The following is a 15,343-nucleotide window of genomic DNA, read 5'->3' as shown; positions in this document are numbered from 1 at the left end:
GCTACTCCTTTAATTTGATTTTTATTTTAGTACCTGACTTAATAGTGACACCAGGTTTCACGCTTTGCTGACTAGCTCTACCAGTGCCTTGAATATCCAACTTCACATCAGTAAGATTTTCAAATTGACGCAATTCTTCAATTGTCCAGCCATTCATTTTGGGACATTTTATTTTACCGGAAGTCAAAACAAAAATTTTGTTACCTGCTTCTAGTTTTTGTCCTTTAGCAATTGACTGCCCGCTTATTTTATCACCACTGCCTACCTTGGCAAGCTTCAAACCTATTTGACGTGCCTTCTTCTCAGCTTCTAAATATGACATTCCTTTAAAATCAGGTGTTTTAATGATTACTGTGTCATTTACTTCGTTTTTTGACATTAAAATGACGCGTTTCATCATCGGTTTAAAAATTGAAGCTAAGATAACTTCCGCAGGCTTGCTCATCCGTCGAGGCTGCTTCACGGTTATATAAATACAATAACGTGGGTGTTTGGCTGGGGTAACGCCAACAACAGAAAAAGTATAGTTATTGTCGCCCCTGAGGTAGCCTCCACCTTTGGTATTGGCAATTTGAGCAGTTCCAGTTTTGACTGCAATACTTTCGCCCTTAATGCGGTAAACAGATCCTGTTCCAATTTTCTTATTCAATACACGTTGCATATTTTCAAGAACTACTTGTGCAGTTTCTTTTGAATAAATCGGTTCACCAACATTTTTGATTTGATAATTGGTAATTGTCTTACCTTCAGAATCCGTCACTTTTTCAACAAACTGTGGCTTTACCATTTGACCTTCATTAGCCAAACTACTAAAGGCTTGCATCATCTGCATAACATTAACATTTACACCTTGACCAAAACTTGTAACAGCTTGATCAATTGGTGATTTAAAAGCAATCAGTCCTGGTTGTTCTCCTGGCAAAGTTACACCAGTATTCTGACCAATGTGAAATTCATTCAAATATTTACGCCAAGTTTTTGCACCCATTTGTTGTTCAAGATGAACAAAACCAGTATTGCTTGAGCGAGGAAAAGCCTGTGAAAATGGGATGCTTCCCCACCCATGAGTTTCCCAGTCATGAATTACTGAACCGCTAACTGTTACCGAACCAGAATTGTAGTATTGATTTGGATGATAATTTCCACTATTAACGGCCGCAGACAAAGTTAGTACTTTAAATACAGAGCCCGGTTCATACGTATCTTGCACCAAAATGTTCCGGTATGATTTTTCCATTCCCTTTTTTGTTTGCGGGTTAAAAGTTGGTCTTTGTGAAGCAGCCAGGACTTTACCAGTTTTCATATCTTCTACAACGGCAGTAATTGAAACTGGATTAAAATTGCTTTGAACATACGATAAGCGATTTTCAAGGTACTCTTGTAATTGTGAATCAATAGTCAAATAAACGTTATTACCATCTTTTGGTGCCTGATAGTTTTGAACACTATTTGGCGTTTGAAAATTTGAAGCATCAACTGACGAAATTTGGTAGCCATCCTTACCTGATAAAACATCATTATACCAAGCTTCAAGTCCCATTGTTCCAATCAAATCTTGGGTCTTAGTTTTTTTGTTATATTCTGGTGTAGCTAAGCCAACAATATGAGAAGCGAAATTACCATTAGGATAGAGTCTCGATTGAGTTTCAAAAAACTTAATTCCTGGTAACTTCATCTTTTCAATTCGTTCTTTTTCTTTTCGTGTCAACCCAATACCAGCAGTTCCAAATTGAACCTGAAAAGCTGGATGCCCCGGATTTAAATACTGCAAAATCTTGTCAGCAGAAAGCGGTAGGACTTTCGCTAATTTTTCTGCAGTTTCTGCTTTATTTACAACGTATTCGGGCTTATTTTTATAATTGATCGAAGATTTATCCAAAATTGCATAAATTGTATATAGATGAGAATCCTGAGCAACCGCAAGACCATTACGATCATAAATTGTTCCGCGAGTTGCCTTTAAAACCTGATTTCTCATGTATAACTGCTCAGTTTTTTTAGTCAAGTCTTGACCGCTAACTGTTTTAGATATTCCTATATATAAAAATCTGCCCATAAATACAAGAAAAACCAAAGCTACAGCTACCTGAAGGAATCTTCCTACAGTAAAACGGTATTTGTGAGCTTTGGATTTCTGTAAATTTAAATTACTAATGTGTTTTTTCATTAGTGAATAGTCCTAATATTTTTTTCAATCAAAGTTAGCCCCTTATCTTTAGCAATCTTGTTAAGTCTTGCACTTGAGGTTAACTCGCCTAATTCCTGGTGTAAATCACTTACTTGACTTTGCTTTTTAGCAACTGCACGTTGCACACTAGTAAGTTCATGTTGAGCTGAGGTAGCAGAAATGCTTGAAGATACTAACATTGTCATCAAGCCAATTGTGATTAAGGTGCCCACGGCAAGTAAAGTCCGCTCAAGCCCATTCCAAGCAACATGGCGATGGTCAAGAACTTGTCTTTTTCTTTTTTGGGGCTCTTCTTGATTATTAGGATTAAATTCTATTTTTCTTGCTAAACTATCAGCCATTGCTATTTCCTCTTCACAATTTTTCCGCAACTCGCAACTTTGCACTGTGTGAGCGGTTATTGTTTTCCAACTCTTCTTTAGAAGCAACAATTGGTTTCCGATTGACCAGGCGAAGGGTTGGCTTCATGCTATCTGGTATCATTGGCATTCCTCTTGGTACTTCAACTTCAGAATATTTTTTAAAAATATTCTTTACGATTTTGTCTTCATCAGACTGGAAGGTAATTACACTAATTCTGCCACCGGGCTTTAAGAGCTCAATAGCCTCCTCAAGTGACTCCTGCAAAACATCAAGCTCATGGTTAACAGCCACGCGTAATGCTTGAAATGTCTTTTTAGCAGGATGTCCCCCAGTTCGACGTGCAAACGCAGGAATTGCTTCCTTAATAACCTCTACCAATTCAAAAGTTGTTTCTATTGGTCTGTTCTGTCTTCTTTCAACGATTTTACGAGCAATTTGTCGTGAATATTTTTCATCGCCAAACTTGTACAAAATATCTGCTAGCTCTTTTTGGCTGGAGTTGTTCACTAACTGATATGCATCAAGACTTTGACTTTGATCCATACGCATATCCAATCTAGCATCAAAACGATAAGAAAAACCGCGTCCTGCTTGATCAAATTGCGGAGATGAAACACCCAAATCATAGTATATACCGTCAATGCCATTTTGATAACCTAGCTCAACCAGATTCTTCTTTAAATGACTAAAATTGTCGTGCACTAACTGTAGTTTAGGGTCACTATTAGGATCTAATAAACTAGCAAAGTTCAACTGTGCTGATTTTATTGCATATTCATCTTGATCAAAACCAATAAGCGTTCCATTTTCAAGCTTGCTCAGCAAATATTTTGCATGTCCGCCACCGCCAAAAGTTGCGTCTACGTATAGACCACCGTTTTGGGGATTTAAATTTTCAATTGTTTCATGTAAGAGTACACTGGTGTGTTTGAATTCCATAGTCATTTTTATAGTTCAATATCATCCAAATCTTCTGCGATATCATCATAGTTTTCATTAGCGTCTTCACTAAATTCTTCCCAGCGTTCCTTGGCCCAAATTTCAATTCGGTCGGATACACCAACGATGACACATTCTTTAACCAAGGAAGCGTGTTCCTTCAATGTTGTGGTCAGATTAACACGTCCTTGTTTATCAAACTCGCATTCCATTGCACCAGAGTAAAACAATCGCGTAAAACTACGCGCATTCCTCTTAGTTAATGGAAGTTTTGCTAACTTAGCTTCAATTTTTTGCCACTCATCAAGTGTGTAGCCAAAAATACAGCCTTCCATCCCACGAGTAAATACCATCTTATCACCAATTTGAGTACGCAAACGAGCGGGAATAATTAAACGCCCTTTGCTGTCAAGATTGTGATGGAATTCACCCATGAACATGGTCTAGCCCCCTTCCAAATAATAATTTACCACATTCCACCACTTTCTACCACTTTTTAGTACATTTTTTCACTTTTTTATTTTTTCACGTTTAAAAATAAAAAAAGATTGAAATCTTTTTGCAAGATTTCAATCTTTTAAGCTTATTTTGCCGGTGGTGAATTATGCCCACTTAAATCATCAAAAATAATAAACCAACATACCAAAAAATGGTATTCATAGTTAAAAAGTCCCAAATTTCTCTCATTGTTCTACCCAATGAAATGTTTTTATTTTTTATAGCCTCACTAACTGCAATAATTATTACTAAAATAAAAAACACGAAAAAGCCATATGGCAAAAATTCTGGTCTCTTTTCTCGAACGACTATCAAATGACAAGCCGCAATTAAAAAAAACGGTAAAATATCATAGCCTCTAAATTTTGCTTTTGGAAAAAACTTATTTAGTAAGACAGCTATTACTATTCCAATGATGGGTAACACAAAGATTAAAAGCATATTTGTTCTTCCTCTACTTACTTTGTTTCTATTTTATCCTATTAGCCGTTTGAAAAAAATAATTAAGTAGAATAAAATATTGTTCAAACAGGAGGTCAACAAATGACGCGAAGACGTAAAAAGAAAAAATCAGGTTTTGAAAAGTTAACTATTTTTATGGCATGGCTAATGGCTATTATTACTTTAGCAGCTGTTGTCGTTCAGGCATTAAGCCAAATCGGCTTTTTCGAATAAAAAACGTGAGAAATGATCTCACGTTTTTTTTGTTTACAGAGAATTTAAGAACGATAATTCTCTTGCTTTACCATAAATGGAAACTCTATGGCTAACCAGTTCCAAATCCAGTACGTAAGTATAATGAAAGCAGCTGACCATAAAAGAGTCGGTAGCAAGCCTTTTATTAGCATCCCTAGTGATACTTTAGTGATACCAGTTAGGTTAAAGAACAGCCAATTATAAACATTTAAGAAAATTGTTCCAATTAATGTAAAGATAGCTCTAGCCCAAAACAATTCTGGTAAAAAACGAGCAACTTTTTGCAAAAGCCAGCAGACACACGGCAAACTAACTGTATATACACCAATGATACCAAAGAAAAAAATATCACTTACAATGCCTGTACCGAATGCTAGCCAAAGTTCTTTTTGGTTAATATCATCAATTAATGCAACTAGCATCATACCAATTGGTAGTAATAAATTTGCTCCATTATTAAAGCCAAACAATGGGTGCAAATATAATGAAAGACTACCATTTAAAGCTAAGGTGATGAATAAAGCAAATGCTAGTGTATATTTCTTTAACGAGCTCATCAGTCCACCGTCCTCTTAATTACGGTTACTGTTGTTGGGTCATTCAATTCACCAGCAGGATCTACTTTTATCAAGTCAGATAGCCCAAAAGAATCGTGAGTTGTAGCCGCAACTTTTCCAATTAGTAAGCCTTTAGGAGAATTACCTCCCATTCCACTAGTATATATCCTGGTGCCTTGCTTTAATTTCTTGCTATCAACTGCTTGAGTAAATGCCAGTGTCTTATCTCCAATAACAGTGATAATGCCATGAACCTTTTTCCCGTTAGTCGCTTCAGCTTCCACGGCGAAACGGTTAGCCGACTTATCAGTAGTTGTGATTAATTCAACCTTTGCGGAAGCTGCGTTTGCTTCGATAATTCGTCCGATAACACCACCGCCAGACATTACCGCCATATTTTTACGTAAGCCAGAAGTTGTCCCTTTATTAATAACCAGGATATCTGTCCAACTATCAGGAGAACGAGATATTACTGACGCATTAACTTGATCAAAATCAGTAAGAGTTTTCTTAAGTTTTAAAGCTGACTTCAGCTGCTTATTTTCTGCTTCAAGGCTAGAATTACGCGCTTTTGTTTGCTCTAGTTCAGACACACGACTTTTTAAGTAATTATTCTCATTTTGTGTATTTAGCAGATTATTAACATTGTTGAAGCCACCAGAAATTATACCGATTGGAAAATCAACAATTCTGGTACCAACTGCAACAATATCATTGCCTAAACTTTGAATTACAAGTGGAGTGCTTCGTTTATTACGCAAACTAACAGAGCCACCAATCACTGCAAAAAGAGCAATAACAACAATGCAAACTGATAATAATTTTTTATTTTGTAGAAATTTCTTCATCTGGAATGATCCCTAAAGAAAAGCCGGCAAAAATAGCCGGCTTTTAAAATTTTATCTGCGACTTCTACGCATTATTTCAATGTTTTTGAGAGATTCACCTGTTCCAACTGCAACACAGTCCAGTGGATCTTGAGCAATGAATACAGGAACTTTTGTAGCCTCAGAAATAACATCAGGTAAATTCTTAAGTAAGGCACCACCACCGGTTAAGACAATACCATGGTCGATAACATCAGCAGCAATTTCTGGTGATGTTTGTTCAAGTGTTTCTTTAATAGCAACAATAATATCTTGAACAACGTCTTGAATGGCACGTGATACATCTTCTGCCTTGATATCAACTGATTTTGGTAAACCAGTAACCAGGTCTCTACCACGAATATTAACTGACTCAATGTCTTTTGCTTTTTCAACTGATGCAGATCCAATTTGAATCTTAATATCTTCAGCAGTACGTTCACCGATTAGCAAATTAAAGTTGGAATGAACATAATTTACAATAGCGGCATTGAACTTATCGCCTGCTTGACGAATTGAAGTTGAAGATACAATTCCGCCAAGTGAAATGGTTGCAACATCTGTTGTTCCACCACCAATATCAACTACCATTGAACCGGTAGGATCCATTACTGGTAACCCAGCACCAATTGCGGCAGCAAATGGTTCTTCAATCACATAAGCTTCACGGGCACCAGCTACTCGAGCAGCATCAATTACTGCACGTTTTTCTACTTCAGTTACACCAGATGGAACACAAATCATTACTGAAGGCTTAGAATTACCAACGGTCTTCTCAATAAAATACTTTAGCATTGAAGCAGTTGTATCGTAATCGGCAATAACACCATCTTTCATCGGTCTAATTGCAACGATGCTTGATGGGGTTCTACCAATCATTTCTCTGGCTTCTGAACCAACAGCGATTACTTTATTAGTATGAGTATTTTTAGCAACAACAGAAGGTTCTCTTAAAACTATCCCTTTACCTTCTATATAGACAAGTGTATTTGCTGTACCCAAGTCGATACCAATATTTTTTGCTCCTAATCCAAACACGAAAATCTCTCCTTATTACTGCAGTCTCTAAATCTTGAATCATTATAGCATAAACTCAGACTTAAAAAAGAAGCGCAGTATAAACTTTAAGATGAACTTAAAACAATTGATGCTCACGCATGCTTAAATAATGCCCTTTTCCAACAATAAAATGATCCAAAAAGTCGATGTGTAGCATGTCACTTGCGTTGTGCAACAACTTGGTCAATTCTAAATCACTTTTTGAGGGCACTAATTTACCGCTTGGATGATTATGAACAACAAAAACACCCGCACACGCATATATCAATGCCCAACGAAAAATTTCGCGCGGATGAGCCACAGATTTATCTAATGTACCCCTGAACAAACATTTTTCAGCAATTATATGGTTGCTATTATCTATATAAATAGCCCACAATTCTTCTTGCTTACGATTCGCCAGCTTGTCCGTTAAATACATCCCCACTTCATTACTAGAAGTCAGCACTGCATCACGATCATAGACAGCCATCCGTAAACGCTCAAGCACCATTTCGCCCATCACTGCAACTTTATCATCACATTTGAAATCAGACAAATATTCAAGTAAATCGTCAAAGCTAACAATATTCAACTGATTTAGTCTCTTAATTAACTGATCATAATCAGTTATTCCAACTTTCTTCAGCTGGTCAAACAGCTTAGTCAAAATCACAATATCAGTGTCTATCAAATAGTGTCGGGACTTAATAAATTTCATTAAATCATTCCTTTCACTATTTAATACGCAAAAAGACGTTAAACTTTTTTCAAGAAAGCGAAAAAGTCGCTGCAAACTTCTGCAGCAATTTCTTTATCACTATCGCTTGCTGGAATTAAATCAGGTACCATTACGCACTTGATTTCGGCAGCAACAGCAGATTGTAAGCCAGCTGATGAATCTTCAAAAGCCAAAATATTATTTTGCGGTATTCCTAATTTTTTAGCAGCTAGCAGATAAATATCAGGTGCTGGTTTAGGCTTTACATGATTTTTCTTTACATCATCATAATTCAAGTGAAATTGGAAATAATTTCTAATTCCCGTCATCCATAAATTCTGCTCTACCACATCTTCAGTATTACTTGTAACGACCGCCATTGGTATCTGCTTTTCCTGAAATAAATCAAGTGCTTGTTGGACACCAGGACGTAATTTTAGCTTTCCTTCATTCGTCCACTGCCAAACCAATTCATCAGTCCGCTTAATAAAGCGATCACGTTGCTCATCACCAGAAAAGTACTTTTGGTAAAAATCCTGCATATCATTATTGGTTGAGCCAACAAGTTTGAGATATGTGTCATCTGGAATGCCCAAATTTGCTTCTTTAGCAGCTTGAATGTTAGCCTTCCAATACAAATTTTCAGAATTAACCAGCAATCCATCCATATCGAAAAGGATACCGCTAATTTCTGCATCAATACCATTAATTTTCATTTTTGGCATTCTCCTCTAAATGTAAAACTTCGCCCACCAAATAAAACGATCCTGTTACTAATAGTATATCATCTGCTTGACTTTCAAGTTTTAATTGCTTGTAGACTGATTGCCAATTTTCGTGGTATGGATACTTCTGCACAACCCAATTTGGAAAGTCTTCTTTTTTAGCGGCACGAGGATAATCAATCGTTGTCAATTCTATTTGATCTGTTGGCTGGAATAATGAGAAAACCTCGTCTAAATCTTTATCACGCATCATCATCATTAAAATGCGAACCGTGCTATGACGAAGGCGTGCTTGCTCATGAATAAAATTAAGCAAGTTCTGCATTGCTTGAATATTGTGAGCTCCATCTAAAATGATTAATGGCTCAGACTGCAATACTTGATAACGACCAGGAATAATTGTCTGATTAATCGCCTCTTCAATTTCATCAGGCGCTAAAGGCAAATGTAAAAGCGAAAATGCTTGAACCGCGACAGCAATGTCAAAGCCCTCAACTTCTGGTCTAAGATTGAAAGATAACTTTTTATTGTTATCCCTATAACGTATTTTTTGGTCATCCGAAACGAAAAAGTCCTTACCCAATTTTCTTATTGGAGCACTTTCTTCGCGAGCTCTCTCCTCAATAATTGGCATTACTTCCTTAGGTAGATTACCTAGAACAACTGGCCGCTTGGTTTTGATAACTCCACTTTTTTCACGAGCAATATCAAGTAGTGTGGGACCAATTACATCTTCGTGATCAAGTCCGACAGTTGTAATGATGCTAACTTCCGGGGTAATAACATTGGTTTTATCATGTTCACCACCTATTCCAACTTCAATCACGGCATAGTCACATTTAACTTGTTCAAAGTAAACGAAGGCAATGATAACTTCATATTCAAACGTCACTAAAGCAAAACTGGGATCTTCGACTCTAATTTGATCGAGTGCTTTTTCAACTAGATTAGCAATTCTAACCAACTCAGAATCACTAATATTTTGGCCGTTTAACTGTATTCGCTCATTAAACTCAAAAATGTACGGTGAAACAAAAAGGCCAGTCTTTTGACCGGCCTTTTGCAACAAATTACTCAAATAATAAGAAGTAGATCCTTTACCATTTGTGCCCGTAACATGAATCGTTTTCACCTGATCTTGTGGATCTCCTAATAGTTTTAAGACGCGCTTAATATAGGTTAGGTCAGCTTTTTCATGTAGTTTAGGAAGTGAATATAAGTGCTTAATCACATCTTGAGCGTTGGTAAAAAACAATTTTATTCACCCTTCTTTAATTCTTCAATTCGTTGACGTACACTTTCGAGTTGACTTTCATAGTCCGCTTTCTTAGCTTTTTCTTTAGCGATTACTTCTTCAGGCGCATGAGCAACGAAGCCTTGATTGCCTAATTTCTTAGTTGAACGATCAACTTCAGCTTGAAGATTCTTTTCTTCTTTTTCCATCCGCTTAATTTCGTCATCAACATTCACTAAGTCAGCCAATGGGATAAAGACTTGTGCACCTGAAATAACAGCAGTTTTAGCAAGTTTCGGTGCAGCAATTTGGGTCGAAATAGTCAATTCCTTTGGATGTAAGAAGTTCTTAACGTAATCTTCATTATCAGTTAAAATTCTTTCATTCTTAGCGTCTTCTAGTTGAATCATAATGTCAATTGAAGATGATAATGGCGCATTTACTTCGGTACGAATATTTCTAACTGCTTTGATAATTTCAATCAAGAAAGCCATATCATGACGCGCTTGCTCATTTTCAAACTCAGCATGTGCCTCAGGATACTTAGCCACCATAATTGACTCACCATCGTGTGGCATTGAGAGCCAAAGCTTTTCAGTTACAAATGGCATAATTGGGTGTAGTAAACGCAAGATTTGGTCAAGAATCCAAATTAAATTATCTTGTTTTCTTGCTTTTAATTCTTCATCATTACCATTCAAAGCTACTTTGGCCATTTCGATGTACCAGTCACAGAAGTCGTTCCAAATGAAGTTGTATAATTCACGACCAGCTTCACCAAATTGATAGTCATCAAATAACCGAATAACTTCACTAACGGTATGATTTAGGCGGTCAAAAATCCAACCATCTGCTAAATCAAATTTAGCTTTATCTGGCATATGAGCAGGTTGTGCATCTTCTGGTAAATTCATAATTACGAATCTAGCAGCATTCCAAATCTTGTTGATAAAGTTCCAAGCAGATGCAAGTTGCTTTGGATTGTAACGCGTATCTTGACCAGGAGCTGTACCGTTAAGTAAGAACCAACGTAAAGCATCAGCACCGTATTCATCAATTACATCCATTGGGTCAACACCGTTACCCAATGACTTACTCATCTTGCGCCCTTGTTCATCCCTGATTAATCCATGTAGAACTACATCATTGAAAGGTCGCTCGTTAGTAAAGTGCAAGCTTTGGAAAATCATACGGGAAACCCAGAAAAAGATAATGTCATATCCTGTTACTAAAGCATTTGTTGGGAAATAACGTTTAAAATCTTCTGAATTTTCATCTGGCCAGCCCATCGTTGAAAATGGCCATAATGCACTTGAGAACCAGGTATCTAATACGTCAGGATCTTGGTCCCAGTTTTCAATGTCCTTTGGCGCTTCTTCACCAACGTACATTTCACCATTCTTCTTGTTATACCAAGCTGGAATTCGGTGACCCCACCATAATTGGCGTGAAATAACCCAGTCATGAACATCTTCCATCCAATGCTCTAGTGTTTGTTCAAATCTTTTAGGTACAAAGTTAACCTTATCATTAGTTTTTTGATTTTCTAAAACCTTTTCAGCCAATGGCTTCATCTTAACAAACCATTGGGTTGATAAGCGAGGTTCTACTTGAACACCGGAACGCTCAGAGTGTCCAACCGAGTGAACGATTGGCTTAACTTTAATTAGATAGCCTTGCTTCTTTAAATCCTCGACTACTGCTTTACGGCATTCGAAACGATCCATGCCTTCATATTGACCAGCATTCTCATTCATTGTACCGTCATCGTTCATTACGTTGATTCGTTCTAAATTATGACGATTACCTACAGCAAAGTCATTAGGATCATGAGCTGGTGTGATTTTTACCAAACCAGTTCCAAATTCAGGGTCAACGTGTTGATCCTCAATAATAGGAATGTGACGTCCTACTAATGGCAAAACTAAATCTTTACCAACGATGTCTTTGTAGCGTTCATCACCGTGAGCAACTGCAACAGCAGTATCACCAAACATTGTTTCAGGACGAGTAGTTGCAATTTCAACAAAACCAGAGCCGTCAGCAAATGGATATTTAATATGATAGAACGCACCTTGATCATCCTGGTGGATAACTTCGATATCACTTAAAGCCGTCTGTAATTCTGGGTCCCAGTTAATGATATATTCGCCGCGGTAAATTAAGCCTTCATTATATAATTGAACAAAAACGCGACGAACAGCTTTTGACAAACCTTCATCAAGCGTAAAACGCTCACGGGAATAATCAAGTGACAAGCCTAACTTAGCCCATTGGCTCTTAATTATTCCAGCATATTCATCTTTCCAGTCCCAAACTTGCTTAACAAAGGCTTCACGTCCCATTTCATGACGATCTTTGCCTTGTTTACGCAACTTAGCTTCAACCTTAGCTTGTGTAGCAATACCAGCATGATCCATCCCTGGCAAATACAAAGTGTCATAACCTTGCATTCTCTTATAACGAATCAAAGTATCTTGAATTGCAGTATCCCAGGCGTGACCCAAATGCAGTTTTCCAGTTACATTTGGAGGTGGGATAACAATTGAATACGGATGTGCCTTTTTGTCACCCGATGGCTTAAACAAATCTTGATCTAGCCATTTTTGATATCTGCCCTCTTCAACCTCACGAGGGTCATATTTAGGTGCTAAATCTTTCATATTTTTCCTCCCAATAAAAAAGTCCTAAACAATTTAAAAATTGTTTAGGACGATATAATTAACCGCGGTACCACCTAAGTTAGGTAAGACTAGGTCCTACCTCTCTTAAAACATGATAACGGCAAATCACCGGACTAGCTTACTACCAGTTCAGCTAATCAGTTTTCAATCAAGCTACCAACTAATCTTCCTTCGGTCTTTCACCAACAATGGACCTTTCTCTATTTATAAGATTAATACCTCTTGATTATTACTTTGTTGCCATTATAGCATGTTTTTTACAGTAATGCAGTATCTTCCTCGGCTTTATTAGCCAGGAATTTCTCATCTGGATAGATTGGTGTAACTTCAATACCATCAAGTGCACGTTCTATTAAACCATCGACATCCAGTCTAGCTTCATATTCACGTGCTTTATCCATTTTCGGTTTTGTCTTTGGACGTGGTGGTGCAAAAATAGTACAGCAATCTTCAAACGGTTGAATTGACAAATCAAAAGTGCCAATTTTTTCAGCTAAACTGATAATTTCTGTCTTATCCATTGTTGCAACAGGACGAAGGACAGGTGTAGTCGTCACATCATTAATTGCAGCCATTGATTCCAATGTTTGTGAGGCAACCTGACCAACTGATTCTCCGTTAAAAATCGCTAAATCCTTGCGCTTCTCGCGAATCAAATCAGCAAGCCTTAGCATGAAACGACGTTGAACTGTCATCAAGTAGCCTTCGGGAATTTTTTCCTTAATAGTTTCTTGAATCTCAGCAAATGGAACAGCGATGAAGTTAATTCGACCAGCATAATTTGCCAAAATTCCAGTCAATTCTTTTGCCTTATTCAAAGCCTTCTCAGTTGTGTATGGTGGACTATAAAAATGAACCATTTCAATGTCAACACCACGTTTTAATGCCAAATATGAAGCAACTGGAGAGTCAATTCCACCGGAAAGCATCATCACTGCTCTTCCACCCGTTCCAACCGGCATTCCGCCAGCACCATGGAGCAACTCATCAGAAATGTAAACTGCATCTTGACGAACTTCAATTCTCAAAACAATGTCGGGATGCTTCATTTCAACTTTTAGGTTGGACATGTGATCAAACAAATAGTCGCCAACCATTAAATTCAATTCGTTGGTATCATAAGTGAAATGGTGATCACTACGCTTGGTATTAACCTTAAAAGTCATCCCTTCATGATAGGTTTCCTTCATTAATGCTAATGCCGTTTCCTCAATATCCTTTAAAGTCTTCTCAGTCTTAATCGTTGGGGAATAAGTTTGAATACCAAAAACCTTTTTTAAGTGTTGATCAACTTGTTTAAATGGTGCACCATTTAAAACAATATGCATGCGATCATGCTTGGGATGAATTTCGACTTGCGGAAAGTCACGCAGAACTTTAGTTACATTTCCTGCTAAGCGACCAATGAAGTCCTTCCTATTCTTTCCCTTGGTTGAAAGCTCGCCGTAGCGAATCATAATTTCCGTATATTCCATTAAAAACTACTCTCCTAAATGATTTATCTGAGCGAAGTGACGATAAATTTGATCAAAAACTTTAATAAATTCATCTGCTTCATCCAGTGTATTAGTTTCATCAAAACTCATGCGGATTGCACTTGTAGCTATTTTGTCATCAACATTCATTGCAATCAAAGTACTTGCTTCATCTACTTTAGTTGAAGCACAAGCAGACGTTGTTGAAGTATAAATATCATGATCTTCGAGCGTGTGAACGAGAGTCTCACCTCGAATACCTTCAAGCGAAAAGCAAAGAACATGTGGCGCAAAGCCAGTTGAAACTGGTGAAAAAATTGTAATACCAGGTTTGTCTTGCAAATAATTAACAATTTTCGCCTTAATTGCCTCTTCACGTGTCGCTTTTTCAGGTTCGTCATCCAAAATCAGACGCATTGCTTTTGCCATTGCAGCAATTGCTGGCAAGTTCTCAGTACCTGAACGAAGACTCTTTTCTTGTCCCCCACCATCATGGAGCGGAGCAATCATTTTGCCTTCTTTTTTATAAAAAACACCAGTACCACGAGGGCCATGAAACTTATGTGCAGATAAACTTGAAAAATCAACACGTGGTGTAAAAACACGTGACCAAATATTTTTACCTAATGCCTGCACATTATCAACATGAAACATGATATTTGGATAATTAGATAGTAAATCACTAATCTCTTCAATTGGTTGAATGGTGCCAATTTCGTTGTTAACACCCATAATCGAAACTAAAGTCGTATCAGAATCAATTGCATTACGCAGATCATTGACATTAACTCTACCTTCTTTATCCACTGGCAATCTTGTAACATTAAAGCCCAAGTACTCTAAAGTATTAAACGCATTGGTAACAGAAGCATGTTCAACACTAGAAGTAATTAAATGCTTACCAAATTTACGTTTTTGAAAAGCCGTTCCTTTAATAGCCCAATTATTTGATTCAGTTCCACCAGAAGTAAAGAAAATTTCGTCTGCTTGCGTACCCAATAGGTTAGCAATTTGTTTTCGCGAACTCTCCAATAATTGAAATGCCCGGTCACCTAATTTGTGCAAACTTGATGGATTACCCCAGATTGTTTTCGTAACCTGATCATAAGTCGCCAAAACTGAAGGATCAATTTTAGTGGTGGCACTGTTGTCAAAATATATCACAAGCTTTTGCTCCCTTCTAAGCCCAATTGACTTGAATGTCCATTAACTAATAAATTTTAGCTTAAATCAAAACTAGCTTCAATGCAATAATTTAAATACAAGTCGCTCATCCCTAATTCTTCCGTTTAAATTACCAAAAGAGCCTCGCTATAAAACCATTTACAAGTAAAAAGCCGTATTTAGATAAATACAGCT

At 37.2% G+C, this 15,343-nt stretch carries 15 protein-coding genes; 1 reads left to right on the top strand and 14 read right to left on the bottom strand.

Translation table 11 applies throughout. The annotated features are described in order from the left end of the window. Position 1: 1 nt before the first annotated feature. The 5 genes from H3R25_RS01975 to H3R25_RS01955 form a co-directional block, all read right to left on the bottom strand. Positions 2–2,167 carry a penicillin-binding protein gene (locus H3R25_RS01975; protein ID WP_198194146.1) on the bottom strand — a complete coding sequence of 722 codons (2,166 nt, stop codon included), beginning with the start codon at positions 2,165–2,167 and terminating at the stop codon, positions 2–4. Next, the gene (gene ftsL / locus H3R25_RS01970) at positions 2,167–2,529 is read right to left on the bottom strand and encodes a cell division protein FtsL (RefSeq protein ID WP_122035005.1); all 363 of its coding nucleotides are present in this window, start codon (positions 2,527–2,529) and stop codon (positions 2,167–2,169) included. Before ftsL ends, H3R25_RS01975 begins: the two co-directional genes overlap by 1 nt. Positions 2,530–2,542: 13 nt before the next feature. Beyond that, positions 2,543–3,490: a 16S rRNA (cytosine(1402)-N(4))-methyltransferase RsmH gene (gene rsmH, locus H3R25_RS01965; RefSeq protein ID WP_198188815.1), complete on the bottom strand. Its 948-nt coding sequence runs from the start codon at positions 3,488–3,490 to the stop codon at positions 2,543–2,545. Between the two features lie 8 nt (positions 3,491–3,498). Further along, positions 3,499–3,930: a division/cell wall cluster transcriptional repressor MraZ gene (mraZ, locus tag H3R25_RS01960; RefSeq protein WP_122035003.1), complete on the bottom strand. Its 432-nt coding sequence runs from the start codon at positions 3,928–3,930 to the stop codon at positions 3,499–3,501. A 172-nt stretch (positions 3,931–4,102) separates the two neighbouring features. Continuing rightward, positions 4,103–4,429, bottom strand: a complete 327-nt coding sequence (locus tag H3R25_RS01955; RefSeq protein ID WP_198194144.1) for a DUF3397 domain-containing protein — start codon at positions 4,427–4,429, stop codon at positions 4,103–4,105. 102 nt (positions 4,430–4,531) lie between these two features. On the opposite strand from H3R25_RS01955, the gene H3R25_RS01950 reads away from it, so the two are divergent. Next, on the top strand, positions 4,532–4,663 hold the full coding sequence (locus H3R25_RS01950) for a DUF4044 domain-containing protein (RefSeq protein ID WP_122035000.1): 132 nt from the start codon (positions 4,532–4,534) through the stop codon (positions 4,661–4,663). Positions 4,664–4,707: 44 nt separating this feature from the next. Here H3R25_RS01950 and mreD read toward each other — a convergent pair whose 3' ends face one another. The 9 genes from mreD to H3R25_RS01905 form a co-directional block, all read right to left on the bottom strand. Further along, positions 4,708–5,241 (bottom strand): rod shape-determining protein MreD, encoded by a 534-nt coding sequence (gene mreD / locus H3R25_RS01945; RefSeq protein ID WP_122034998.1) that lies wholly within the window; start codon positions 5,239–5,241, stop codon positions 4,708–4,710. Then, positions 5,241–6,089 carry a rod shape-determining protein MreC gene (mreC, locus tag H3R25_RS01940; RefSeq protein ID WP_187157857.1) on the bottom strand — a complete coding sequence of 283 codons (849 nt, stop codon included), beginning with the start codon at positions 6,087–6,089 and terminating at the stop codon, positions 5,241–5,243. The genes mreD and mreC overlap by 1 nt, the downstream gene beginning before the upstream one ends. A 51-nt stretch (positions 6,090–6,140) precedes the next feature. After that, the gene (locus tag H3R25_RS01935; protein WP_187157856.1) at positions 6,141–7,145 is read right to left on the bottom strand and encodes a rod shape-determining protein; all 1,005 of its coding nucleotides are present in this window, start codon (positions 7,143–7,145) and stop codon (positions 6,141–6,143) included. Between the two features lie 97 nt (positions 7,146–7,242). Beyond that, positions 7,243–7,866 carry a RadC family protein gene (locus H3R25_RS01930; protein WP_074425468.1) on the bottom strand — a complete coding sequence of 208 codons (624 nt, stop codon included), beginning with the start codon at positions 7,864–7,866 and terminating at the stop codon, positions 7,243–7,245. Between the two features lie 38 nt (positions 7,867–7,904). Beyond that, positions 7,905–8,582 (bottom strand): HAD family phosphatase, encoded by a 678-nt coding sequence (locus tag H3R25_RS01925; protein WP_198188813.1) that lies wholly within the window; start codon positions 8,580–8,582, stop codon positions 7,905–7,907. Continuing rightward, positions 8,572–9,846 (bottom strand): folylpolyglutamate synthase/dihydrofolate synthase family protein, encoded by a 1,275-nt coding sequence (locus H3R25_RS01920; RefSeq protein WP_198194142.1) that lies wholly within the window; start codon positions 9,844–9,846, stop codon positions 8,572–8,574. Before H3R25_RS01920 ends, H3R25_RS01925 begins: the two co-directional genes overlap by 11 nt. Positions 9,847–9,848: 2 nt before the next feature. Beyond that, a complete protein-coding gene (locus tag H3R25_RS01915; protein WP_198194140.1) occupies positions 9,849–12,488 on the bottom strand; it encodes a valine--tRNA ligase in 2,640 nt (879 codons plus the stop codon). Positions 12,489–12,766: 278 nt separating this feature from the next. Next, complete coding sequence (thiI, locus tag H3R25_RS01910; protein ID WP_046306689.1) at positions 12,767–13,984, bottom strand: tRNA uracil 4-sulfurtransferase ThiI; 1,218 nt, start codon at positions 13,982–13,984, stop codon at positions 12,767–12,769. 6 nt (positions 13,985–13,990) lie between these two features. Continuing rightward, entirely contained in the window at positions 13,991–15,148 is a 1,158-nt protein-coding gene (locus H3R25_RS01905; protein ID WP_198194132.1) for a cysteine desulfurase family protein, read from the bottom strand. Between the last annotated feature and the right edge of the window lie 195 nt (positions 15,149–15,343).

Origin of the sequence: Lactobacillus sp. M0390 (genome assembly GCF_016102085.1) — a bacterium.
Lineage (GTDB): Bacteria > Bacillota > Bacilli > Lactobacillales > Lactobacillaceae > Lactobacillus > Lactobacillus apis.
Note: the sequence above shows the minus strand (reverse complement) of the source record. Positions and strands in the feature narration are given on the sequence as shown.